Source organism: Sporomusa aerivorans (assembly GCF_041428895.1).
GTDB lineage: Bacteria > Bacillota > Negativicutes > Sporomusales > Sporomusaceae > Sporomusa > Sporomusa aerivorans.
The window spans coordinates 6,351,886-6,372,972 of sequence record NZ_CP156926.1; the positions used below are offsets into that span (position 1 = coordinate 6,351,886).

The following is a 21,087-nucleotide window of genomic DNA, read 5'->3' on the forward strand; positions in this document are numbered from 1 at the left end:
TCTCACCGTAACGCTTCCGCACCGCCGACAATTTCGGAAATTTCCCGTGTGATGTTGGCCTGGCGGACTTTGTTATACTCAAGTATCAGTTGACTGATAAGTTCCTGCGCATTGTCTGTAGCCAGGCTCATGGCATTTAGCCTGGCGGCGATCTCACTGGCCGCAGCATTGACAAGCGCCCGGTAAATGGCAGCCTCCAGCCACTTTACCGCCATTTCGTCCAGGACACACACCAGCGACGGTTCGTATATCTGCGCTGATACCCTCCGGGAAACCGCCTGTTCTGTCAAATTGATCGGAAGTAGACTTTCCACAGCCACTTGCTGCATTGCCGGCGAAAAGAATCTGGTATATACCAGGTAAACCCGGTCAAACCCGCCTGCCAGGTAGGCTGCCTGCGTAACTTCAGCTATCATCCTGGCGTTCTGGTAGTCGGGTTTTTCGGAAATACCGATGTAGGCCTTGTCGATGGCTACTTTGCGACGCTGAAAGTAATCTCTTACCTTGCGGCCGACAACCACCAGACTTACATTTTCTTTATCACCACAATGCCTTTGCACCGCTTTGACCAGGTTGCTGCCATACGAGCCGGCCAAGCCCTTGTCGGCGCCAATCACGACATAGCCTGTTCGTTTAACCTCACGGGGTATAAACAAGGGATTGGTTACATCCTCACCGCTATTTTCGAGATCGCATAACATAGATAATACACCCTCATAGTAGGGGGCACTGTCTTTAACCCGCTCCTGTGCTTTGCGCAGGCGGACGGCAGCCACCATTTTCATAGCCTGGGTAATTTTCTGGATATTCTTCACACCCTTAATACGCCGGCGTAAATCTAATGCGTTAGGCATGCCATCACCTCGCTGTAAATGAGGCTTTAAACTGTTTAATGGTAGTTTTCAGCAATTCCTCTACCGCCGGTTCGATACACTTTTTCTCTCTTATCCCGTCACCAATAGCCGGATAAGCGCGCAAATACTGCAGGAACTCCTGTTCAAACCGGCTGATTTGCTGTACCGGCACATCATCAAGATACCCGCTGACTCCCAGATAAATAGCGATTACCTGCTCCTCGACAGGCGCCGGTTTATATTGCGGCTGCTTGAGGAGTTCGGTCATGCGCTTGCCTCGCTCTAAGAGGTCTTTGGTGCCTTTATCCAGATCTGACCCGAACTGGGCAAATGCCGCCAGTTCACGATATTGCGCCAGATCTAAACGCAGCCGCCCTGCCACCTGCTTGGTTGCCTTAATCTGGGCCGAGCCGCCAACCCGGGATACTGACAGTCCGACATTAATAGCCGGCCGGGTCCCGGCGTAAAACAACTCACTCTCTAAAATAATCTGGCCGTCGGTGATAGAAATAACGTTGGTAGGGATATAGGCGGCTACGTCACCGGCCAGAGTCTCGATAACCGGCAGGGCAGTGAGCGAGCCGCCGCCCAGCTCTGCCGCCAGCTTGGCTGCCCGTTCCAGCAGGCGGGAATGAAGATAGAATACATCTCCCGGATAAGCCTCTCGCCCCGGCGGACGCCGCAAGAGGAGCGACATGGCCCGGTAGGCGGCCGCATGCTTGGATAAGTCATCGTAAACACACAGCACATGCTTTCCCTGGTACATAAAATGCTCGCCCATGGCCACACCGGTATAAGGCGCCATATATTGCAGCGGCGCACTGTCAGAGGCGGTTGCGACCACAACAATGGTGTGTTCCATAGCGCCATGGTCTTCCAGGGTTTTGACAACCCTGGCCACGGTAGAGGCCTTTTGGCCAATAGCCACGTAGATGCAGATAACTTCTTCCCCTTTTTGATTAAGGATGGTATCAATGGCAATCGCCGTTTTCCCGGTGCCCCGGTCACCGATAATAAGCTCCCGCTGCCCCCGGCCAATCGGCACCATACAGTCAATAGCTTTTATCCCTGTCTGCAAGGGTTCCTTGACCGGCTGACGGTCGGCAATCCCGGGAGCCCGCCATTCAATGGGACGGGACTGTGTAGTATTTACCGCTCCCTTACCATCAAGCGGACGCCCTAACGCGTCAACAACTCTGCCTATGAGCGCCTCGCCAACAGGCACTTCCATAATCCGGTCTGTTCGTTTGACAGTACAGCCTTCATGCACCCGGACCTCATCGCCCAGGAGAACGGCACCGACATTGTCCTCCTCAAGATTCAGGGCCATACCATACACACCATCGCCAAAATCCAGCAGTTCCCCGGCCATGGCCTTGTCCAAGCCATGTAAACGGGCAATACCGTCGCCAACTTCGATAACGGTACCGATCTCTTCTACATTGCTTTCAATCTGGTATTGTTTAATCTGTTCCTGAATAATTACCGAAATTTCTTCAGGCCGTATTTTCATAGTGAGTTGCTCACCTCACTTTCGCAACTATTTGCTTAACATTTGATTTTTCATTCTCGTTAGCTCGGTTTTCACACTATTGTCGATCCGCTTGTCGCCGATCTGAATGATCAGGCCGCCCAGTATCCCTTTATCCACCCGTGCAGATAACTCAATGGTTTTGCCGGTAACAACAGAAAGCTGCGTTACCAGTTCCGCCTGATCCTCGTTTGCCAGCGGCGCTGCCGTTACAACCTCTACAGCAACGATATTCCGGGACTCTTTTACTAAATCCCGGTAAGCGTTGATGACGTCAGGCAAGACGTTAATCCGCCGCTTCTCTGTCATATGGCACAGGAAGTTCTGCGTGAAAGGAGACAGATACGGACTGAAAGTACGGCTAATGACCGCTTTCTTGTCCGCTGTGGATACACCCGGATTATCAAAAAAATCCTGCACTGCGGCTTCGCCGAAAATTTGTTGCACAACAGCTAGTTCCGCCTCAACCTCAGGAACATTCTGCTGCTCTGCGGCAGCCTGAAATACAGCCTGTGCATACCGTTTCGCCAGACGTGCCTTCATGCCAGCTCACCGTACTTTTCTTTGGAAAATTCCTTGATAAACTTTTTCACCAGACGGGTATTGGTATCCACATCCAGATTCTTTTCAATAATTTTCTCAGCGGCCGCCACAGCCATAACAGCCACTTCGGCCCGCAAGCAAACAATGGCTTGCTGGTAATTGCGTTCGATTTCTTCCTGGGCTTCTTTTAGCAGCCGGGTATTTTCCTCTATTGCTTTCTGAACAATGGCTTCCCGCGACTGTTCACCCAGATCGATAGCTTCATCAATAATAGCTCTGGCTTGCACCCGCGCTTCAATAATTTGCTGTTCACTTTCCGCTCTCATTTGTTTTGCCGTCGCCAATTCCCGCTCTGCTTCATCAAGACTTTTTTCAATATGAGTCCGTCTTGCCGTCAGTGCCGTTAGTATGGGGCGATAGGCAAACCTGGCTAAAATGGCCATAAGAATCAGAAAGTTAATAATCTGAGCCACTAAAGTAGCATTAATGTCGATCAAGTACATCCCCCCTTCCCTTGTGTAGGGCAGGCGTCTGGCAGAACATATCCACCAGGCGCCCATTTTTCATTTTAAAAAGGGATTGGTAAATATCAATACAATGGCTATAACGGCTGCAATAATTGGGATTGACTCGATTAAACCCACCGAAATGAGCATGGTAACCATGATCGAGTTCTTAGCCTCCGGTTGCCGGGCAATACTTTCGACCGCCTTGGCTGTGACATTTCCATCCCCCATAGCTGCGCCAAAAGCAGCCAATCCTACAACGATAGCGGCGGCAATAACCGAAGCGGCAATAATATACGCCTGTTCCACTGTCACCCCTCCTTTTTAACCTCATGATGCTCTTGCAAGGAATTACTTAAATAAGACATCGACAGCATAGTAAATATCAGAGCCTGAATAATACCGACAAAAACGCTGAAAGCAAGCCACAGGGTCGGTACTACATAAGGCACCAGGATACCTAAAATAATGATCAGAATCTCGCCTGCCAGAATATTGCCGAACAACCGGAAGGAAAGAGTCACCGGCTTAGCCAGTTCTTCAATAATATTGATTGGCAAAAACAAGATATTAGGTTCAATAAAATGCTTGAGGTGTGAAAACAAGCCTTTGGTTTTAATGCCATAGCCGTGAGCAATGGATACCATCATCAAGGCCAGCCCCAGCGTTGTATTAATATCGTTGGTCGGCGAGGTAAAGCCCGGTATGAGTCCTAACCAGTTGGAAACCAGCAGGAACGGAAAAAGTGTAAGAATAAGTGCTGCAACCTTACGGCCACCCGGGCCTATCGTTGAGTCAATCTGATCTAACAATCCTTCAATCACAAGTTCCACGAAATTTTGCCAGCCATCCGGAACCAACTTCCAGTTCATACGGACAAAGAGTATCCCCACGGTAATTACCAGCATGGTTAACCAGGTCATATACAAGGTGTCAAGGTTAAAGGATAATCCAGCCAATGCCGCCACCTTATGCCCGCCTATGTCATGTCCGCCATGGCCCATGTTCTCCACCTCCTTACATCACATTTTTTTTGCATCTTCAATCTGCTTGATAACCATTGCCATACCATTGATAAACAGGAGAACCGGCATGGTAAAAAAGCCTGCAATAAAAGCAAGCACATTCAGTTTCAGGAAATGACTAACTACTATAAGCACCAGCAACATAACCCCTAACCGGATAATCCAGCCACTCCGGATGTGCTCAACGGCCTGTTTTTTAGAAAGTACTTTAACATTCTCCACCTGACGGTAAAGATACAAGAAATAAATCGAGCCTGTTACCATCCCGAGTAATAATCCGGCCATTGTCTGCCCTGAGTAATAGCTGAAGACAATGGGACAGAAAATAATCCCCAATACTGCAATTTGCGCCAACATGTTTCTAACCTTAAGCTCATAGTTTTTCATACATGTGGCCTTGGCCATCCCACCTTTTCAGTTTTTTTGCTCTCCCTGATCAGACTGCAGCGCCGCTATATCCTAGTTCATGTCTATGACTTTTTGTCATGTTTATGACTACTTTTTTTGTCTAATTATGCCAACTAATATCGACAACATGTCCACTATGTAGAAAACGCTTTGCGCCAGGCCCAGGCGAAGCGGGCAGCCGGTGTTTGTCTGGCAGACGGAAAGTCATATTAGGACAAAAAAGAACACAGGCTAATTTATCATCGCCTGTGTTCTGGCATTTCATTTTTACTATTATCAAATGAAAGAGTCTGGAGAATCATATCTTGAGGTCAATTGTATTTTCGGCAAAATCATGCTGGCCGGACTGCTCTTTGGTGGGAAGCTGCTCTTTAGGCCTGCCCATTCGTCGCCTTTCACTTTGGTCAGGGAAAGGCTTAAAAAAACGGACCGGCAGCACTGGCGCAATTTTTCCTATGCGTTCAACCGGCTGGATCGACACGGATTTTCGCTCCATCTTACTCCCTCCCACAAGTTATATTTACTTTGATATCGTGATAAATCAGGCAGTAGTTAAGCATTACAGCAGATCTTGGCAACGATAAAATTCACAGCTTGAAACCGGAGTCCAGCTGCCTGCGAATATCGTTAACAGCACCTGCAAATGATAAATAAAGAAGAAAGTCTCTAAATTGATGGCAAAGGGAGGGTTATTATGGGAGGAAGAACTCTTGATCAGTTTCGCAGCATACAAAGGGCCAACGCAAAGAAAAACAAATCAGCCGAGTCAACCAAAACCTCTGAACAGGAAGACTACAAGAAAGAGCATTCCCGGAATTCTGAACAAGAATAGGTGGCATTTGCCACCTATTCTTCAGCCGCAGTCCGCACGGCCAATCAGCTTGGCGCTGCTTCTTTGCTTCCCCTCATCCGGCAGGCATTGAACCGTTTCCCGGCAGGCCAGGTTTCGTTACCATTTTTTTATCCGACGACTAACCTTCAGGTGGGGTTAAAGCCCGGCCTGAAGGTTAGTCTACTATTATCTATATTAAAATAGCCGCCCGCAAATTTTCCTGATGCCTAATTTTTCATCCGCCCCTGGCTGGAGGAATCTGCGTTGCAATAAAGAAACGTTACATCAGGGAGGAATGATAGCGTGAAAAAAACAGTACTTATATTTATTCTCACCATGGCAGCCGTAACCAATATCTGCTTTGCCGAAGATATCTACACCGTTACGGAAAACGGTTTTTCTAAATATCTTCACACAGACTCAATAAAAGCAGTCGTAATATCAAAAACAGAACAAGAATCACTTTTTGAAATGACATACGGCTTGATCATAATACCGGATAAAGATTCTCTAGCCAAGTTGAGAGCCCAAACTATGGATAATAAAATTTCTTTTGAAAAGCAATCGTACACTTTCAAATGTTCTTTCAACAAAGTTACCAATCAATGGAATGAAGACGGAACAATCTGGATAAACAAGGACGAATTCTGGGGTGATTCTCCCGAAAGAAGCTTATATCAATCCCAAGGCAACATGCCTGGCGGAGCGTACTATGGCGATACGCCCGAAGCAGTCAGGAACAGAAATATTATTATTGCCGCCTATAATTATGTAGTTTCCCACAAACTAATCGAATATCATTGATCTGATTATATTGCAGAAATTGACAGGTTTCATTCTTTTTTAACGCCTGCGCATACTTGGCCAATTTTTCGGTAATACTAATAAAGGAGTGCGCAACTCCTCTGGCTAGGGTGACTGTATGAAACAGAGCCCTAGCCGGTCTGTTAACAAGTCCAGCGCCTACAGAACGCCGGACATTTTTTCAAATTATTACTGCTCGTATTTCGGATCGCCACGGAAATACTAAATACGGAGGTGATTCTATGCGCAGTAAACATCCTGATCGTACAAGCGAGTGGAGTAAACAGCAACAGCTTCTGAAAAATTATCATCTCAAAAAATTATCCACAAACAATTCGGACGATACAGATAAAAAGCAGCATTAATTCCGGGTGGCGAAAGCCACCTTTTTTACATTAGCACCAAAGCGTTCCCTTTCAGCCAATAAGTATGAAAAAAGCCGCCCGCCAGTACCAACCGGCAGGCGGTTAACTGAAGGTGGGCAATAATGGCTGACTATATTGCCACAATTTTATTTTACACCGCAATTTTTAGAATTTATTTAGGAATTACGCCTATTGATATGTACCGTACACAAAAGCAAAAAGCTCCTGAGATTACTCTCAGGAGCTCAATTCTTGGAGCCGATAGCAGGATTCGAACCTGTGACCCTCTCATTACGAATGAGATGCTCTACCAGCTGAGCTATACCGGCATATAACATTTATTATTCTATCTCACTAGTGCCGCAATGTCAAGAATAGCGGCTTGAACCATTGTATTTATTGAACTTCTGATCATTTTGATCATATATTAGTATTCCAGGAGGATCATTAAACCTATTTGATTTTTTCCCAATAATTCTATATGATTTAAAAGTACTACTATATTCATCCATCAACAGAAATCATTTGAGGAGAGTCCTATCATGATTATATTTAAGAGCCAGCGCGAGATTGCGCAGATGCAGGCAGCCGGCAAAATAGTGGCATCCTGCCATAAAGAAATCAGCAGGATGATTACCCCAGGCATAACTACCTTAGAGATTGATAAATTTGTAGAAGATTATTTGGCTAAGCATGGGGCAGCACCCGCGCAAAAAGGATATCACGGCTATCGTTACGCCACCTGCGCATCGGTTAATGATGAGATTTGTCACGGCTTTCCCAACCGCAAGCCACTGAAAGACGGCGATATTGTGACAATTGACTTCGTCGCCAACTTAGACGGGCTTCTTGCCGATTCTGCCTGGACTCATCCTGTCGGCAATATTTCAGATGAATCCAAGCATCTCTTAAAAGTCGCCAGGGAGGCTTTGTACAAAGGAATCGAACTTGCTCGCAGCGGTAATCGGCTAGGAGATATCGGACACGCTATCCAAACCTATGTCGAAACGGAAGGACTGTCGGTTGTGCGCGATTTTACAGGCCATGGAATAGGCCGGGAAATTCACGAGGATCCTGCAGTACTCCACTACGGCGAACAAGGTAAAGGCATTCGGTTAAAAGAAGGTATGGTCATAACCATCGAGCCAATGGTCAATATCGGCTCCTGGCAGTGCAAAATTGATAAAAATGGCTGGACCGCAAGAACGATTGACGGCAAACGCTCTACCCAGTATGAACATACTATTGCTATAACGAGCAATGAAGCGCTAATTTTAACCGATCAGGAATCCTGCTAAATCCAAGTTGTATGCTAAAATCACGACTATATTGCACCCGAACCGCTGCTTGCGAAGCAGCGGCTTTTTCTACGCCGCCGTTTTCTACACCATCTGAAACAAAGAGGCCTTGCGTAGAATCCTCTACGCAAGGCCTCTCATTACGAATGAACTGCTCCAATTGCGCGGCCTGTGTTATTGCCGTTCAGCTCAGCCGGCCCCACCGGCAATCGCTTCACAGCTCTTGGCCGATATTTGCTCAGCCAGAGTTCTTGCACTATCAATATCACTGAACAAATCAGCGACAACACTAGCGTCCAGTTTGCCGTTACTGACCATTCCCCGCATTATTTTGGCCGTTTCCTGCAGGCTCAAAGCTGCACGATAGGGCCGGTTTTCGGTTAAAGCGACAAAAACATCAGCCACACTGACAATACGGGACCCTAACCGCAGTGATGTCCCCGGCACACGGAAGGGATAGCCCGCCCCGTCAATGGTTTCGTGATGAAAGGCGGCCCACTCAGCTACCAGCGAGAACCCGTCGATCTGCTCAAGAATCCGGTATGTATAATACGGATGCTGCCTGATAATGGCAAGCTCCTGATCGGTAAGTTTACCCGGTTTCTCCAATATCTCATTGGGTATCGCCAGTTTGCCAAGATCATGGAACAAGCCGGCAATTTTGACCAGCTTGATTTCCTCCTGACTATAGCCCTTGGCTTTCGCCAAAAAAGCTGAAACCTCGGCCACGCCGCGGGAATGGGTACCTGTAAAGCTGCTGGTGCGGTCAACAATGGTAGCAAATATTTCAGCGATGGTCACCACGTCGTCAATATCAAACACCATCCGGCCGTAAGAGTCAATCTGCCGGAAGAAGTTCTGATAGTAATGCGGGTTGACTAAATCAAGCCAGAAGCTCTCCTGCCGGGCGAATTCGTGCAATGCTTTTACTAACTCAGGATCGAAATAGTGCCCGCTCAATTCCCGAAGAGCCGATAGCACGTTAGGCCGCTGTTTAAAGATGTCTTCCCGGTCATGCAGGAGTACTTCCAGGCGGTCAGCCAGGTTTATAATCCGGCTGGTTATGGGGATATCGTCGCCTGCCAGCCCGGACGGGCTGGACCCGTCCCAGTTGTCATGGTGATGGCGAACGGTCTCCGCCAGCATGCCGAATTGCTGCGAATCCTTAAGTAGTTCATAGCCGGCTTCGGCATGATGGTATACATCTTCACCCACCCGGAAGGTATTTAGTTTTCTTTTTTCGGTCCAGCTGGAAACCGCTCCGATGTCATGCAGTAAAGCAGCATATACCAGTATCTGCCGTTGCCACTCATCCAACCCAATATGTCTGGCGATACGGCTGGCAATCAGGGCCGTTCGCCAGTGGTGCCGGGACAATCCGTTTGTTGACAATTCCAGTGCAATGGATAACGCACTCACCAGATTGCTGGGATGTATCTTGAATATCACGCCTGTCCACTCCCTATATAAAAAAAGTATCCGCGACAATAATTGACATAGCCTATTGCGCGGATGATCATAACACGACAAAAAATGTATATGTATTAACTTTATAATGAATAGGACAGGCAGTCAATACTAAAGAAGCAACTTTTCCCAGCAGCATGGCTGTTTAAGCAGATTGCACCCTACAGATGCGCCCTGCGGTCGGTAAGTTCTGCTTGCTTGGCTGAATTAAAGCGATCCTCTGTGCTAAGATACCCTGTTATCCGGCGTACCCGCTTAATCGGCGAACGCTCAACAGCTTTAACGACGATTTCGTCTTCCTGTATACTGAGCTGCACAGCAGCGAGCTCTTTGCCTTTCCCTTTCCATAACTGGATCTCCTCGGAAACAATAGCCCTGATTTCTTCTTCCGTAATATCGGCGGCGGCAGTGACTTTAATACCTTCAATAATCATGTGCAATCCCTCCATTTGTTGGATATATTAATAGTAACTTATATTTGTTAATAGTCAATGAGGAATTAGTCCTGTATTTCCTCCCCAGCTGCCTTGCGGGTTAATCATTCCCAGCTTTGCTAACTCATTCGGTTTATTCCACAGATATACATAAACGGTAACTTTGCTTCCATTTGTCAGTATAGCTTCCCTGACAACCCTGTCATACAAATTGTCAGCACACCCGGGACCGTAATAATCCTCTAATCTATCCAGTTCAGCCAAGGCCTCTTCTACCCGTGAGAGCTCCAGCACTTCGCCGGAAATAATACCTTCACCGTCTATGGCTGCAGGGTATCCATACGGCAGATCAAACAGCCGGCCTGCCAGCGCGGCGGATTGAATTCCTTTGCAATAAGGCGCAATGACAGCATGATTAGCAAATCCTTTTTTCAAGGTTCCGTAAACAAAAACCTTATCAAGCTCTGCTTTTTCTTTACTCCATTCCGTTCGTACCATCCAGCGTGAACCTCGCTCAACAATCTAATATTCTTTTGCATAAAAACACTGGCACACTACTCTGTGCCAGTGCCGCTTTGCTGCTCTTTCTTAAGCGAATTAGAACTTAATGAGATTGAGTCCGACTTCTACATTAAACTGACGGTCAACCTGTCCGTCAATGATATCAATAACCATTTCACAGGTTGGTCCTACGACAGCTTCATTTAGATGCCCACCCCAAGCCTGGTAGTTTTCATCGGTGAGCGTAATATGGCAGTGGATATAGCACTTGCCGTCCATTTCGGAGATATTCCCCGCCATACTGACAATCTCCATGCTGCCGGTTAATTCTTTGGTACGATACTCCTTGGTGTCCTGAATAAAAATGCCGATATTTGCCCGGCTTACGGCGCCAATGCCTGAAATCGTGGCCAGTTTTATGCCATGAGACCGGTGGAGACTTTTAATTGCTGTCAGTATTTCTTCTCCTTTGTCAATTCTTACAACAAGCTTTGAGCCAAACTGTTTACACTCCATGTTGCAGCCTCCTTGTAATCGTTATTTGTTATATTTTATAGCATAAGACTATTTTAGCCAAGCTACTCATTTAAAATATTATTATACTATACCGTGAAATCTGCATAAATTAAGCCTCTGGCCTATTTAATATGCCAGAGACTTAATTAAAGAACATTATTTTTCCTGCTGCCCCGTCCGCGACCGCCCCAATAATCAAAAACCAGATTATATTACCTAACATGAGAAATGCACCTTCTACCACATAATTCCACAAACGGCTTACCGTTACAACCAACCGGGATATTTATTATTTCTTCTTTCTATTGCTTGTACAATTTACTTTTTTGTTCTCATCATTATTAAAACAAACATTAACCCGGCACCTGTTCATTACCTTAAGGCCTGGATCAGCCGGCTCATACGCCATCGCTCTTTCTCTTTCATCAAAAGTTACCAGCATGGCAACATCAATATTTAATCCTTGGGCAATGGTCATCAGCATCGATAGGGAAATATTATTATTATATTTTCCCCGTTCAATCTTTCCTAAAGAGCTTGTGCTGATATTAATCCGTTTGGCCAATTCTTCCTGTGTCATATTTCTTAATCGACGGTAATAAGCAACTTTTCTGCCAACTTGTTTAAATAAAAAAGTATAAATATCCATCATCTCCAACCAGCGCTTTCCATATATTATTAATTGGTTTTAGGCTATAGTGAGCCGGTACAGGCATTCACGCTAAAAAACCCGCATATTTAATTACAGCTCATCTGCAACACCTCCTGGAAAACTCAAAAAATTGGCACATCAAGTCCATCTACAAAGTTATCGTTTAATACAAACCTGGCAGTAAAACACGTTATATTTACGACTAAATACAGTAGTAGCACTGACCAGAACCAGTCAGTGCTACTGCAGTATTGACATAAAAACATTGTAATATTTCTGCAACTTGTACGAAAGAGTATAAAACGAGGACTGATTCTTTCACTGAAACTTTTATAGTTTATATCCGAAACTTGGCGGCTGCCGACTGGAGATGCTGCGCCAGTTTCGCCAAAGCCTCACTTGAAGATGAAATTTCCTCCATAGATGCCAATTGCTCCTCTGTGGCTGCGGAAACGCTTTGGCTCTCGCCGGCCGAAGACTTACTGAGAGCATCGATCTTTCTTACCAGTCCCACAATTTGCTGACTGCCGCCTGCCATTTGCTGAACAGCCGCCGAGATCTCTCTGATCTGGCCAGCTCCCTGTGACACCAGTTCCACAATTTCCTGGAAAACCGTCCCCGCAGCAGCGACTACTTCGGCTCCGGTCTTCACTTCCTGCGTGCCATCCTTCATGGCTATAACTGCTTTGTCTGTGTCTCCCTGAATTTCGCCAATCAGGTCGGCAATCTTTTTCGCTGCATCCTGTGATTGCTCAGCCAATTTTCTTACTTCTTCGGCAACTACGGCGAAACCGCGTCCTTGCTCTCCGGCCCGCGCCGCCTCGATGGCCGCGTTAAGCGCCAATAAATTGGTCTGACCGGCAATACCCGCAATCGTGTCAACTATCTGGCCGATTTCCTTGGACCTGTCACCCAGCTTGGCGACAACTTCAGCCGACACAGTAACGGTATCTTCGATTAAAGACATTTGGCTGACTGCTTTTTCGACCGCGCGTGTGCCGTCTTTAGCCTTGTCAGCCGCCTGAGCCGATTGCGCTGCCACCTGATTGGTGCTAGCAGCGATTTGCTGGATACCTGCCGACATCTGCTCAGTAACAGCCGAAGTTTCGTTAGCCGCTGACAGTTGTTCAGTGGCGCTGTTGGCCACTTCTGTAATTGATGTTGCTATCTGATTAGCGGCCTGAGACGACTGTGCCGAGCTTGCGGTCAATTCCTCGGCTGCAGCAGCCACCTGCTCGGCTTGCACGGTTATCTCCCGGATCAACGCTTTAAGCTGGGCAACCATGGCGTTAAAAGATGCTGCCAACTGGCTGATCTCATCCTGGCCAACTACCCTGACTTGCTCGGTTAGATCACCGCTTGCAACCTTGCGGGCCGCTGCCGCAAGCTGATTGACCGGACAGGAAATGCTGCGGGCGGCCAAAAAGCCGATCGCAATGCCAGCAATAGCGGCAAACACGGCCGCGACAATAGCCGCCGTTCTTGCCTCACGGGCATTGTTCACAGCCTCATCCAGAGCTGTATTTATTTGCTGAACCCGAAACTTGTTATGTTCGATTAATTGTTCATTAAGGGCTTTGGCGGCCGGTCCCATTTCCTCAATCATTACTTTTCGGGCTTCGTCCCTTCTGCCGCCCTGAATTAGCGGAACAAACTTATTGGTGGCCAGCGTCGTATACTTGTCGTCAAGCGCTTTGGTATCGGCAGTAAGCTTGCGCTCCTCCTCAGTCAGAGACATTTTGTCCAAAGCTTCCTCATTGGCCGTGGATACGTTACTGGCCTTTTTCCACTCGTCCAGCATCGTGGGATTCCCTGTAATAAACCAGCCGCGCAGGTTAGCTACCTGCACCGTGGCAAAATAGTTTATCTCGGTTGTTTTTATAAACAAAGGCATCATTGTCTCTTGTAAGATAACATTCTTATTTGCCACCTCCCCCACCCGCCAGACCGTATATATAAATCCTGTTGCGGCAACAAACACAACCAGCAGAAAGTAAGCTATCATTTTCGTTGTTAAGTTCATGCTCATCATGCGCACCTCTTTTTCAGATAGTAGTCTGTATCTTTGCCAGCGGACTTGGTTTGCCTAAATAATAGCCCTGTCCAAGGTCAACCCCCAGTTCCTGTACAGTTCGCCAAATCATCTCGTTTTCCACAAATTCGGCAATTGTTCTTTTTCCCAAGGTGTGCGCAACTGCGTTCATGGCTTGCACGAGAGCTTTTTGCGTTAAATCGGTATCCAGGTTTTTTATGAACGAACCATCGATTTTGATATAATCAACAGGCAGCATTTGAATATACTTAAAGGAAGAAAACCCTACACCGAAGTCATCTAAAGCAAATTTACAACCAAACTTTTTAAGACTGCGAAGCCACTGCCCGGCCTTTATCAAATCCTTAACGGCCGCTGTTTCGGTAATTTCAAACCCGATTCGTTCCGGCCTTATTCCTGTTTCGCCAAGGCACATCTCAATGAAATTTAATAACTCATCATCACCTATACTCAGAGAAGAAACATTAACGAAAATAGTCATGTCCGGCTTCTCTGCTAAGGTGTGTATGGCACAATGTATGACCCACCTGTCAATACGGGCCATAAGGCCAAAGCGTTCCGCCATGGTTATAAACGAGCTTGGGTAAATGAAATTCCCCTCATTATCCAGCATTCTCAGCAAAGCTTCATAATGTACAACCTGTTGCCCGGACATAATCGGCTGATAGTGTAAGACAAGCCTGTTATTCCGTAAGCAGTCATGCAGCAGCTTGACTGCAGCATTGGATTCTGACAGCCATCTTTTTTCTTTTCCGCTTTCAATGGCAACTGCCCGGCTTTTACCTTCCTCTTTAGCATTGTATAAGGCAGCCTCCGCGTAAGCAAAAAGCTTCTGGGTATCTGCAAAGTCATCAATCCGTGTAATCCCAATACTTACAGACAAATTGCAATAATTTCCCGGCCCGTCAATTGCGAAATTTTCACTGCCCAGATACTTAATAATCTTTTGCGCCGCTCTCTTGGCCATATCAATAGTTACATCCTTGAGAACGATTGCAAATTCATCGCCGCCAAGCCTGGCAATAAAATCATCTTTTTTTATAATATTTTTCAGCTTGTTTCCCAGTTCTACTAAAAGCTTATCGCCTATGGCATATCCAAAAGAATCATTAATAACTTTAAAATTGTCTACATCCAAAAAAAGAAGCGCACCGTTACCTTCTGCCGTTGAATACACAACAGCGCTCTTAAGATATTCTTCAAGATAATACCGGTTAGGGAAACCGGTTAAGAAGTCATGCGTCTCCATATATTTCATTTGCTGTTCAGCCCTTTTCCGCTCCGATATATCCCGGATAATGCTAAGCAGCACACGCTCGTCGCCAATATATGTTCCTTGCGAGCTTACTTCAACCGGTAGAATTCCGCCATCCTTACACCGGTGAATTGTTTCAAATAAAATCCCCTGTTTTTCGGCCAGTTCCATCTGCATTGCGATTTGTTTATTTGTACTCTGGATTCTTAAATCGCTGATAGTCATTGAAAATAATTCTTCCCGGGTATATCTATACGCCCGGAGCGCTGCCTCATTTGCTTCGATAATCCTTCCGTCCATGTTAATAAACAACATAATATCCTTGGCATTTTCCGCCAGTATTTTGTATTTCTCCAGTTGTTTGCCGGCATTCACCAGTTCATCTATCTGCTCCCGATATTTCTCAAGCACAGCGCGGGTTTGCTTCTTATGCTTAATGTAGGTACGAAGATAATTCGCCAAAACGTGCGGCCGATGATTAATCACGAACAATCTCCGCGGATTAGCCTTAACGGGGCCGCACTGTGCCGGCTTAATCGCCTTCGGCGGTATATTCCATTCTTTATATTTCTTAAACCTGCCAGGCCTATAGTTCATCGCTACCACACTTTCTGCCACTACATTTCAAAAATTTTAGCAAATTTATTATCTGTTTTTGGCAAAATAATCGTTATATCAACAAAATGACTATATAAAATTCAGCCTGATATGACATGTTTATTTCCTATTTGACTTTATTCGATTTACTTTCTCCTATAATTATTACATAAAATTACCATTTCCAACGCGCATACATAATGCTCTTATCCGCATAAATGATATTGATTCTATATATCAAAAATTCAATGCAAATAATGTTCCTACATCATTATTTCTGCTTTCACCCCACCGGCGAACGGGTTTAGAAAACACGCTTCGCCAAAATAAAGAAAGAGCCGCTCTGAAACAAATGTCTCAACGCGAACTCTCTACTTTTGCCGGTTAACTGGATTCAATTTTTTAATGCGCTCTTCTGGCCGTCAAGATAATCGCAAATAGCCACAAACTCTCTGATATCGGTAATCTTCTGCAAATCCCTCAGGTCAAAGATAATGTCTGAATACTTATGCTTAATAAACTCCATATCATGCAGTTCACATTCAACAAATCCATCCCGCCAACTATGGACATACGGTATGAAGTCATCCCAATTACGCTCGAAATATTTTACCTTGGCAAAACACAACTGGTATATATAGAATATGACTCTTATAACTGAGGATTTTTTCAAAAATTTGTGGCTGAAAAAGATCTTCTGCGGATATTTTCCCTTAGGCCTTTCCCAGTACAAATCAGAGTTGCTGTGAAGATTGTATTTGCGAAGCACTTTAACCGTTTCGTCGGCTAACTCTGCCATTAATACCTCATCCCTCATATTGCCATCGAGTACCTTTAATAATTGATAATCCAACGGCCGAACCTCCCTGCTGATCGTTCAGGCGTAAACATTAGAGCAGTGAATAGGAACAGGAAAATAAGATCAATTCCTATGATAATAAGCTTATTCCACAAATTGATACTTTACTCCTTGCGGTTATCGAATTAATTTTCATATACTATCGATATATTTTATATCAAGCTATTGCTTTGCGCACAGCGTAAACGCCTGAAAGCTTAAAACCGGTTTAAAATAAAAAAACACGGCTTGCGCCGAGCTTGTGGCAAAACATAAGCTATGTTGCCTGCATATTAAAAAGAATTTATACTTTCTTTCCATATAAAAATAACGGCAGGGCTTACAAGCTTCGAAGCCTTGCCGTCCATGCAAAACTTGGGCGCAATCGGGTATCCGTTTGCCAAAAACGGCATATCAGTTGCCAAATCACTGTTTAAATGAATTCAATGCATTAATTATCATGGCTACGAAGCCGCCTGCAATAAGCGGACCAACCGCCAAACCGTGCAAAAAGCATACTCCGCCGATTGTACCGACAATCAAAGCAGTCGTAGCCTCCGGCGATGCTTTCAAAAAATGCATGCCCTGCGTTGCCACCCAGGAAACAAATATCCCGATGACAATAGCAATCAGACCTGACTGGGTTTTGAAAGCTGACATCATTTCGCCCAGGGATATCCGACCTTGCGCCAACGGCGTCAGCACCGCCATTGTCATTATGGTTATACCAATATTCAATCCATGAGTTTCGATACTTGGAAACCAGGCTGTCAATCCCAGCAGCTTTATCAGCAGCAGCACCAAAGCAGCCAGGGCTACCGACTGATTGTCGCCAATAACTGCCAGTACGAGAATGATTAATAGCGGCATATTTTCCCAGTTCATATTTCCACATCCTAAATCGTGTAAGATTCTCCATATTAAGATGAGTTTTTTGCCTTCTTTTCATCCAGCGCGGCAGATTAAACGCCGGCAGATAAAAGAAAAAAGGCAGCCACTATCTACTTAGGGGCTACCGGCATAGTGAAGAGGAGTCTTCCCCCAGTGCGATAGCTCACCATCCGAAGATGACAGTGCCGTACCTGTTAGATACGGCCCCAGTGGCGGGAATTGGCCGTTCCCGCCACTTCGGCAATCCGCCCTTTCCTTTACAGATCGTCACTTAGCCAGCTCCCTGTAAGTACTATTGCATCTCGCGCCTCTACCATACCGATTTATTTCGCTAATCAAGTTGTTAAATCCCTGCTTGACTGGTTAATTTTTTTGATTGACCTACACTGCTTCCACAATATTCGCCGCCACCAGAAAGTCCATCCGCCGGAGAGAGTCCACCGTATAGGAGCCAACATGCGTGGTTGCCACTACATTATCGAGATCTTCCGCGATTAGGGGGTCATTTACGGCCGGCTCGGTTTCGAATACATCAATGGCTGCGCCGGCAATTGCTTTGCTTCTGAGCGCGCTTAGCAGATCACCCTGGTTTACCAGTCCGGCCCGGGCGGTGTTTATCAAATAAGCGCCTGGTTTCATCAGGGCAAACTCCCTGGCGCCAATCATATGCTTTGTTTCGTGACTTAGCATACAATGCAGGCTGACAAAATCGGCTTCGGCCAGCAGCTGCTCTTTGGAACACAAGGTTATGCCGTTTGCTGCTACAAAGGCATCATCAGGATGCCGCGTGCTGGCCAAAATTTTCATATCAAAGCCTTTGGCCCGTTTGGCGACGGCTTTGCCAATGCGTCCCAGCCCGAATATACCAAGCGTCTTGCCCCAAACATCGCTGCTGACCGGGCGATACCAGCCGCTTTTTCGCAAAGTGGCATCAATCTGCGGCACCTTCCTGGCCAGCGACAGCAGCAACGCAAAGGTTAGATCCGCAACCGTCTCATAGCCAGGAGTCTTTGCCGTTGTTTTAATTGCCACGCCTGCTTGGCGGGCTGCCGCGGCATCAATATTCTCGACACCCACCCCATGCCGGGATACCACTTTCAGATTCCGGCATTCTTTAAAAACCTCGTGGTTAATTTCATCCGAGCTGGAATAAACCAAAATGGCATCAAGCTTATGCCTGGCATCCTGCTGAATGATGTCTCTGGCACTCATGGCCGCGCCTGCCGAATTCCACACAATCTGCCAGCCGTTTTCGGCAAAATATTGCTCCAGGCTCTTTCTATGCTGAATATCGATTTGGCTGCCAAATTCTCTAGATGTGATCAATACTGTTTTCAAGATATCCAATCCTTTCCGCTCTCGCATAGTATCATTCCGGTATGCAGGCATTCTAAATGCGCCTGCATATCAAATTCAGGATACTTTCAACAAGTCGAACAGGGTCAGATTCCATCTTCACTATACCTATATACCTAAACCGTCGCCAATGTCTCTGACTTGGATTTTCACAGGTTTACAATATTCACCGGCGGCTGGCCATTTATGGCTCTCGCTATATTATCCAGACTCGCCAGCAGCATCTTGCGCATAGCCTCCACCGTAACGCCCCCGATATGCGGTGTAACCAGCAGCCGGTCCTTAGCCGCCGGCGAAAGGCTCAATAACGGATTTACCGGCGCCGGCGGCTCCGGTGCAAAAACATCGATAGCCGCACCGCTTATGCGTCCGGCTTCCAGCACCTGCGTCAATGCCGCCTGATCCACAATTTCGCCGCGCGCCGTATTAATCAGAATACTGCCGGAAGACATAAGCGCAAGCTCCCGTTGGCCGATGAGACCGCGCGTAGCCGCATTGAGCGGCACATGCAGACTTACAACATCGCTTTGTGCAAGCAAAGCCTCTAAAGGCTTGTAGCTTACCTGGCACTCGGCCTCTATTTCCGGCGGCTGCCGCCTGCGGCTGTAATAACTTACGTTCGCGCCCAAAATAGTTAGGATTTTCGCTACCTGCCGGCCAATTGAACCTAAGCCGATCACTCCGGCTTTACTGCCTTCTATTTCGCTTAGCCCCCGGGTAAACAAAACTTCTCGTATCTCCTGATACCTGCCGGCCTTTACCTCCCGGTCCGCCAACAGAAGCCGCCGTTTAAGCGCAATAATCAGGCCAATGGTGAATTCGGCCACCGCTTTGGCATTTGTCCCCGGAACATTAGCCACCGGAATATGTAACGCTGCCGCCGCCTGCGTATCAATACGGTCAAAGCCGGCGCCTACGCTCTGGATCAATTTGATATGGGTAATATTGCGAAGAACATGAGCGTTAATTTCCGGAACGCTGGCCGGAACCAGCAAGAATTCGGCCTCCTGACAGGCCAGAATCAATTCCTCGTCGGTGGACGGATTAATAAACCTGACGTCCCAGTCTTCAGGCACAGCAACCTGCGACGCAGCAAACCGCCACCTTGGCATGGCACTAATTACTACCGTCATATCCGTCCCCCTAACTATTTTTTTGCACAAGCATTTTCATCGCACCGGCAATACGTTCCAGCCCTTCACGGCAATCTTCATAGGATACGGCGTAGGACAGGCGAAAATGGCCGTTGCCGTGCTCACCGAAAGCCAGGCCGTCGACTACCGCAACCCCGGCATTGTCTAATAAGTAGTCCGCTACCTGCGCCGAGGTCATACCAGGCAGAGTAATGCGGGGAAAAACGTAGAATGCTCCCTGGGGGTTTCCTTCCAAGACAACGCCGGGAATTTGCCGGACCATGTCCAGCACCAGTAGCCGGCGGCGGGCAAATTCTTGGGACATAGCCTGTATGCAGTCCTGGGAACCCGTAAGTCCGGCCACTGCTCCATGCTGGGCAAAGGTGCAGAGTGACAGCATAATATTCTGCTGCAGCCGGATGGCAGCGCCAATGACCGGCTCAACCGCTGCAATATAGCCAATGCGCCAGCCTGTCATGGCATAAGTTTTTGACAGGGAACCACACAGTATCGTCCGTTCGCGCATGCCCGGAAATCCGGCGGGCGACAGCCGGCAGCCTTCATAGACCAAATTATCGTAGGCGTCATCGCATACTAACCATAGCCCATGTTCGCCGGCAAAACGGGCTACTGCCCGCAGTTGTTCTTCCGCCCAAACACCGCCTGTTGGATTATGGGGAGAATTCACTACGATTGCCTTAGTCCTGGGCGATAACGTTTTTTTAACGGCCTCCCAATCGTACCCGTAATTTTGCGTTGGCTTGAGTCCAATCTTAACAGGAACACCGCCCGCCAGCCCCACTGCCAGGGGGAACGGGCCAAAACACGGATCGGGCAGGATTACTTCATCCCCTTCATTCAATATGCTCATAAAGCTTAGGTACAAAGCTTCCTGTCCCCCGGCAGTAATTATGATTTCGCTCTCAGGGCTATACGTCAGGTTTTTATCGGCTTTAAGCCTGCCCGCAAGGGCTTCCCGCAAGGCCGGTATCCCGCTGTTTGGCGCATAATGAACCAAACCTTTGTCTAACGCCTGTTTCGCCGCCGCTTTAATGTGGGCCGGCGTATCAAAATCCGGACGGCCAATTTCGAAGTGAATTACCTTTTTACCTTGCGCCTCTAACTGATTGGCTTTTTCAAAGACTTTGCGGATTCCTGCGAAAGCAATCCCGTCCAGTCGCTTGGCCACTGTTACCTGTTCCATAGACAATCCCCTTCCCATATTGGC

At 47.0% G+C, this 21,087-nt stretch carries 23 protein-coding genes, 1 tRNA gene and 1 riboswitch; of the genes, 3 read left to right on the forward strand and 21 right to left on the reverse strand.

The window, feature by feature from the left end:
- Nucleotides 1–2 precede the first annotated feature (2 nt).
- The 8 genes from atpG to SATMO3_RS30405 form a co-directional block, all read right to left on the reverse strand.
- The gene (atpG, locus tag SATMO3_RS30370) at nucleotides 3–854 is read right to left on the reverse strand and encodes an ATP synthase F1 subunit gamma (protein WP_371375358.1); all 852 of its coding nucleotides are present in this window, start codon (nucleotides 852–854) and stop codon (nucleotides 3–5) included.
- Nucleotides 855–858: 4 nt separating this feature from the next.
- Nucleotides 859–2,367: a F0F1 ATP synthase subunit alpha gene (gene atpA, locus SATMO3_RS30375; RefSeq protein ID WP_371375361.1), complete on the reverse strand. Its 1,509-nt coding sequence runs from the start codon at nucleotides 2,365–2,367 to the stop codon at nucleotides 859–861.
- A gap of 27 nt (nucleotides 2,368–2,394) precedes the next feature.
- A complete protein-coding gene (gene atpH, locus SATMO3_RS30380; RefSeq protein WP_371375363.1) occupies nucleotides 2,395–2,928 on the reverse strand; it encodes an ATP synthase F1 subunit delta in 534 nt (177 codons plus the stop codon).
- A complete protein-coding gene (atpF, locus tag SATMO3_RS30385; protein ID WP_371375366.1) occupies nucleotides 2,925–3,425 on the reverse strand; it encodes a F0F1 ATP synthase subunit B in 501 nt (166 codons plus the stop codon). The genes atpH and atpF overlap by 4 nt, the downstream gene beginning before the upstream one ends.
- A 66-nt stretch (nucleotides 3,426–3,491) precedes the next feature.
- The gene (gene atpE, locus SATMO3_RS30390) at nucleotides 3,492–3,743 is read right to left on the reverse strand and encodes a F0F1 ATP synthase subunit C (protein ID WP_371375370.1); all 252 of its coding nucleotides are present in this window, start codon (nucleotides 3,741–3,743) and stop codon (nucleotides 3,492–3,494) included.
- Between the two features lie 2 nt (nucleotides 3,744–3,745).
- Nucleotides 3,746–4,438: a F0F1 ATP synthase subunit A gene (atpB, locus tag SATMO3_RS30395; protein WP_371375373.1), complete on the reverse strand. Its 693-nt coding sequence runs from the start codon at nucleotides 4,436–4,438 to the stop codon at nucleotides 3,746–3,748.
- An 18-nt stretch (nucleotides 4,439–4,456) separates the two neighbouring features.
- Nucleotides 4,457–4,864: an ATP synthase subunit I gene (locus SATMO3_RS30400; protein WP_371375376.1), complete on the reverse strand. Its 408-nt coding sequence runs from the start codon at nucleotides 4,862–4,864 to the stop codon at nucleotides 4,457–4,459.
- Nucleotides 4,865–5,165: 301 nt separating this feature from the next.
- Nucleotides 5,166–5,363, reverse strand: a complete 198-nt coding sequence (locus tag SATMO3_RS30405; protein ID WP_371375378.1) for a hypothetical protein — start codon at nucleotides 5,361–5,363, stop codon at nucleotides 5,166–5,168.
- A 198-nt stretch (nucleotides 5,364–5,561) separates the two neighbouring features.
- On the opposite strand from SATMO3_RS30405, the gene SATMO3_RS30410 reads away from it, so the two are divergent.
- Nucleotides 5,562–5,699 (forward strand): hypothetical protein, encoded by a 138-nt coding sequence (locus SATMO3_RS30410; protein WP_371375381.1) that lies wholly within the window; start codon nucleotides 5,562–5,564, stop codon nucleotides 5,697–5,699.
- Between the two features lie 303 nt (nucleotides 5,700–6,002).
- Nucleotides 6,003–6,503, forward strand: a complete 501-nt coding sequence (locus tag SATMO3_RS30415) for a hypothetical protein (RefSeq protein ID WP_371375384.1) — start codon at nucleotides 6,003–6,005, stop codon at nucleotides 6,501–6,503.
- Nucleotides 6,504–7,121: 618 nt separating this feature from the next.
- On the opposite strand, the gene SATMO3_RS30420 is transcribed toward SATMO3_RS30415, so the two are convergent.
- Nucleotides 7,122–7,197: transfer RNA gene (locus tag SATMO3_RS30420), tRNA-Thr, on the reverse strand.
- 213 nt (nucleotides 7,198–7,410) lie between these two features.
- Between SATMO3_RS30420 and map the strand changes: the two genes are divergently transcribed.
- On the forward strand, nucleotides 7,411–8,166 hold the full coding sequence (map, locus tag SATMO3_RS30425; RefSeq protein WP_371375387.1) for a type I methionyl aminopeptidase: 756 nt from the start codon (nucleotides 7,411–7,413) through the stop codon (nucleotides 8,164–8,166).
- A gap of 189 nt (nucleotides 8,167–8,355) precedes the next feature.
- On the opposite strand, the gene SATMO3_RS30430 is transcribed toward map, so the two are convergent.
- From SATMO3_RS30430 to SATMO3_RS30485, 12 genes are all read right to left on the reverse strand, one after another.
- Nucleotides 8,356–9,615, reverse strand: a complete 1,260-nt coding sequence (locus SATMO3_RS30430) for an HD domain-containing phosphohydrolase (RefSeq protein ID WP_371375390.1) — start codon at nucleotides 9,613–9,615, stop codon at nucleotides 8,356–8,358.
- A gap of 179 nt (nucleotides 9,616–9,794) precedes the next feature.
- A complete protein-coding gene (nrdD, locus tag SATMO3_RS30435; protein WP_371375394.1) occupies nucleotides 9,795–10,067 on the reverse strand; it encodes an anaerobic ribonucleoside-triphosphate reductase in 273 nt (90 codons plus the stop codon).
- 54 nt (nucleotides 10,068–10,121) lie between these two features.
- Nucleotides 10,122–10,565 (reverse strand): gamma-glutamylcyclotransferase family protein, encoded by a 444-nt coding sequence (locus SATMO3_RS30440; protein ID WP_371375396.1) that lies wholly within the window; start codon nucleotides 10,563–10,565, stop codon nucleotides 10,122–10,124.
- A 99-nt stretch (nucleotides 10,566–10,664) separates the two neighbouring features.
- Nucleotides 10,665–11,084 (reverse strand): PPC domain-containing DNA-binding protein, encoded by a 420-nt coding sequence (locus tag SATMO3_RS30445; RefSeq protein WP_371375399.1) that lies wholly within the window; start codon nucleotides 11,082–11,084, stop codon nucleotides 10,665–10,667.
- 289 nt (nucleotides 11,085–11,373) lie between these two features.
- A complete protein-coding gene (locus tag SATMO3_RS30450) occupies nucleotides 11,374–11,736 on the reverse strand; it encodes a helix-turn-helix domain-containing protein (protein WP_371381822.1) in 363 nt (120 codons plus the stop codon).
- A 337-nt stretch (nucleotides 11,737–12,073) separates the two neighbouring features.
- Nucleotides 12,074–13,768 carry a methyl-accepting chemotaxis protein gene (locus SATMO3_RS30455; RefSeq protein WP_371375402.1) on the reverse strand — a complete coding sequence of 565 codons (1,695 nt, stop codon included), beginning with the start codon at nucleotides 13,766–13,768 and terminating at the stop codon, nucleotides 12,074–12,076.
- Between the two features lie 13 nt (nucleotides 13,769–13,781).
- A complete protein-coding gene (locus SATMO3_RS30460) occupies nucleotides 13,782–15,530 on the reverse strand; it encodes a putative bifunctional diguanylate cyclase/phosphodiesterase (RefSeq protein WP_371375404.1) in 1,749 nt (582 codons plus the stop codon).
- A 505-nt stretch (nucleotides 15,531–16,035) separates the two neighbouring features.
- Nucleotides 16,036–16,494: a hypothetical protein gene (locus tag SATMO3_RS30465; RefSeq protein WP_371375407.1), complete on the reverse strand. Its 459-nt coding sequence runs from the start codon at nucleotides 16,492–16,494 to the stop codon at nucleotides 16,036–16,038.
- A gap of 411 nt (nucleotides 16,495–16,905) precedes the next feature.
- Nucleotides 16,906–17,364 (reverse strand): DUF441 domain-containing protein, encoded by a 459-nt coding sequence (locus SATMO3_RS30470; protein WP_371375409.1) that lies wholly within the window; start codon nucleotides 17,362–17,364, stop codon nucleotides 16,906–16,908.
- A 157-nt stretch (nucleotides 17,365–17,521) separates the two neighbouring features.
- A riboswitch (Lysine riboswitch) is annotated at nucleotides 17,522–17,691 on the reverse strand.
- Nucleotides 17,692–17,751: 60 nt separating this feature from the next.
- Complete coding sequence (locus SATMO3_RS30475; RefSeq protein WP_371375413.1) at nucleotides 17,752–18,708, reverse strand: phosphoglycerate dehydrogenase; 957 nt, start codon at nucleotides 18,706–18,708, stop codon at nucleotides 17,752–17,754.
- 167 nt (nucleotides 18,709–18,875) lie between these two features.
- Entirely contained in the window at nucleotides 18,876–19,859 is a 984-nt protein-coding gene (locus SATMO3_RS30480; RefSeq protein ID WP_371375416.1) for a 2-hydroxyacid dehydrogenase, read from the reverse strand.
- A gap of 10 nt (nucleotides 19,860–19,869) precedes the next feature.
- Nucleotides 19,870–21,063, reverse strand: coding sequence for a pyridoxal phosphate-dependent aminotransferase (locus SATMO3_RS30485; RefSeq protein ID WP_371375419.1), 1,194 nt, complete (start codon nucleotides 21,061–21,063; stop codon nucleotides 19,870–19,872).
- Between the last annotated feature and the right edge of the window lie 24 nt (nucleotides 21,064–21,087).

Bases quoted from the DNA above. Each gene is read 5' to 3' on its own strand.
- SATMO3_RS30470 (WP_371375409.1), bottom strand. From the start codon at position 17,364: ATGAACTGGGAAAATATGCCGCTATTAATCATTCTCGTACTGGCAGTT.
- SATMO3_RS30400 (WP_371375376.1), bottom strand. From the start codon at position 4,864: ATGGCCAAGGCCACATGTATGAAAAACTATGAGCTTAAGGTTAGAAAC.
- atpH (WP_371375363.1), bottom strand. From the start codon at position 2,928: ATGAAGGCACGTCTGGCGAAACGGTATGCACAGGCTGTATTTCAGGCT.
- atpG (WP_371375358.1), bottom strand. From the start codon at position 854: ATGCCTAACGCATTAGATTTACGCCGGCGTATTAAGGGTGTGAAGAAT.
- nrdD (WP_371375394.1), bottom strand. From the start codon at position 10,067: ATGATTATTGAAGGTATTAAAGTCACTGCCGCCGCCGATATTACGGAA.
- atpB (WP_371375373.1), bottom strand. From the start codon at position 4,438: ATGGGCCATGGCGGACATGACATAGGCGGGCATAAGGTGGCGGCATTG.
- SATMO3_RS30440 (WP_371375396.1), bottom strand. From the start codon at position 10,565: ATGGTACGAACGGAATGGAGTAAAGAAAAAGCAGAGCTTGATAAGGTT.
- atpA (WP_371375361.1), bottom strand. From the start codon at position 2,367: ATGAAAATACGGCCTGAAGAAATTTCGGTAATTATTCAGGAACAGATT.
- SATMO3_RS30450 (WP_371381822.1), bottom strand. From the start codon at position 11,736: ATGATGGATATTTATACTTTTTTATTTAAACAAGTTGGCAGAAAAGTT.
- SATMO3_RS30405 (WP_371375378.1), bottom strand. From the start codon at position 5,363: ATGGAGCGAAAATCCGTGTCGATCCAGCCGGTTGAACGCATAGGAAAA.
- SATMO3_RS30455 (WP_371375402.1), bottom strand. From the start codon at position 13,768: ATGATGAGCATGAACTTAACAACGAAAATGATAGCTTACTTTCTGCTG.
- SATMO3_RS30485 (WP_371375419.1), bottom strand. From the start codon at position 21,063: ATGGAACAGGTAACAGTGGCCAAGCGACTGGACGGGATTGCTTTCGCA.
- SATMO3_RS30410 (WP_371375381.1), top strand. From the start codon at position 5,562: ATGGGAGGAAGAACTCTTGATCAGTTTCGCAGCATACAAAGGGCCAAC.
- SATMO3_RS30480 (WP_371375416.1), bottom strand. From the start codon at position 19,859: ATGACGGTAGTAATTAGTGCCATGCCAAGGTGGCGGTTTGCTGCGTCG.
- SATMO3_RS30445 (WP_371375399.1), bottom strand. From the start codon at position 11,084: ATGGAGTGTAAACAGTTTGGCTCAAAGCTTGTTGTAAGAATTGACAAA.
- map (WP_371375387.1), top strand. From the start codon at position 7,411: ATGATTATATTTAAGAGCCAGCGCGAGATTGCGCAGATGCAGGCAGCC.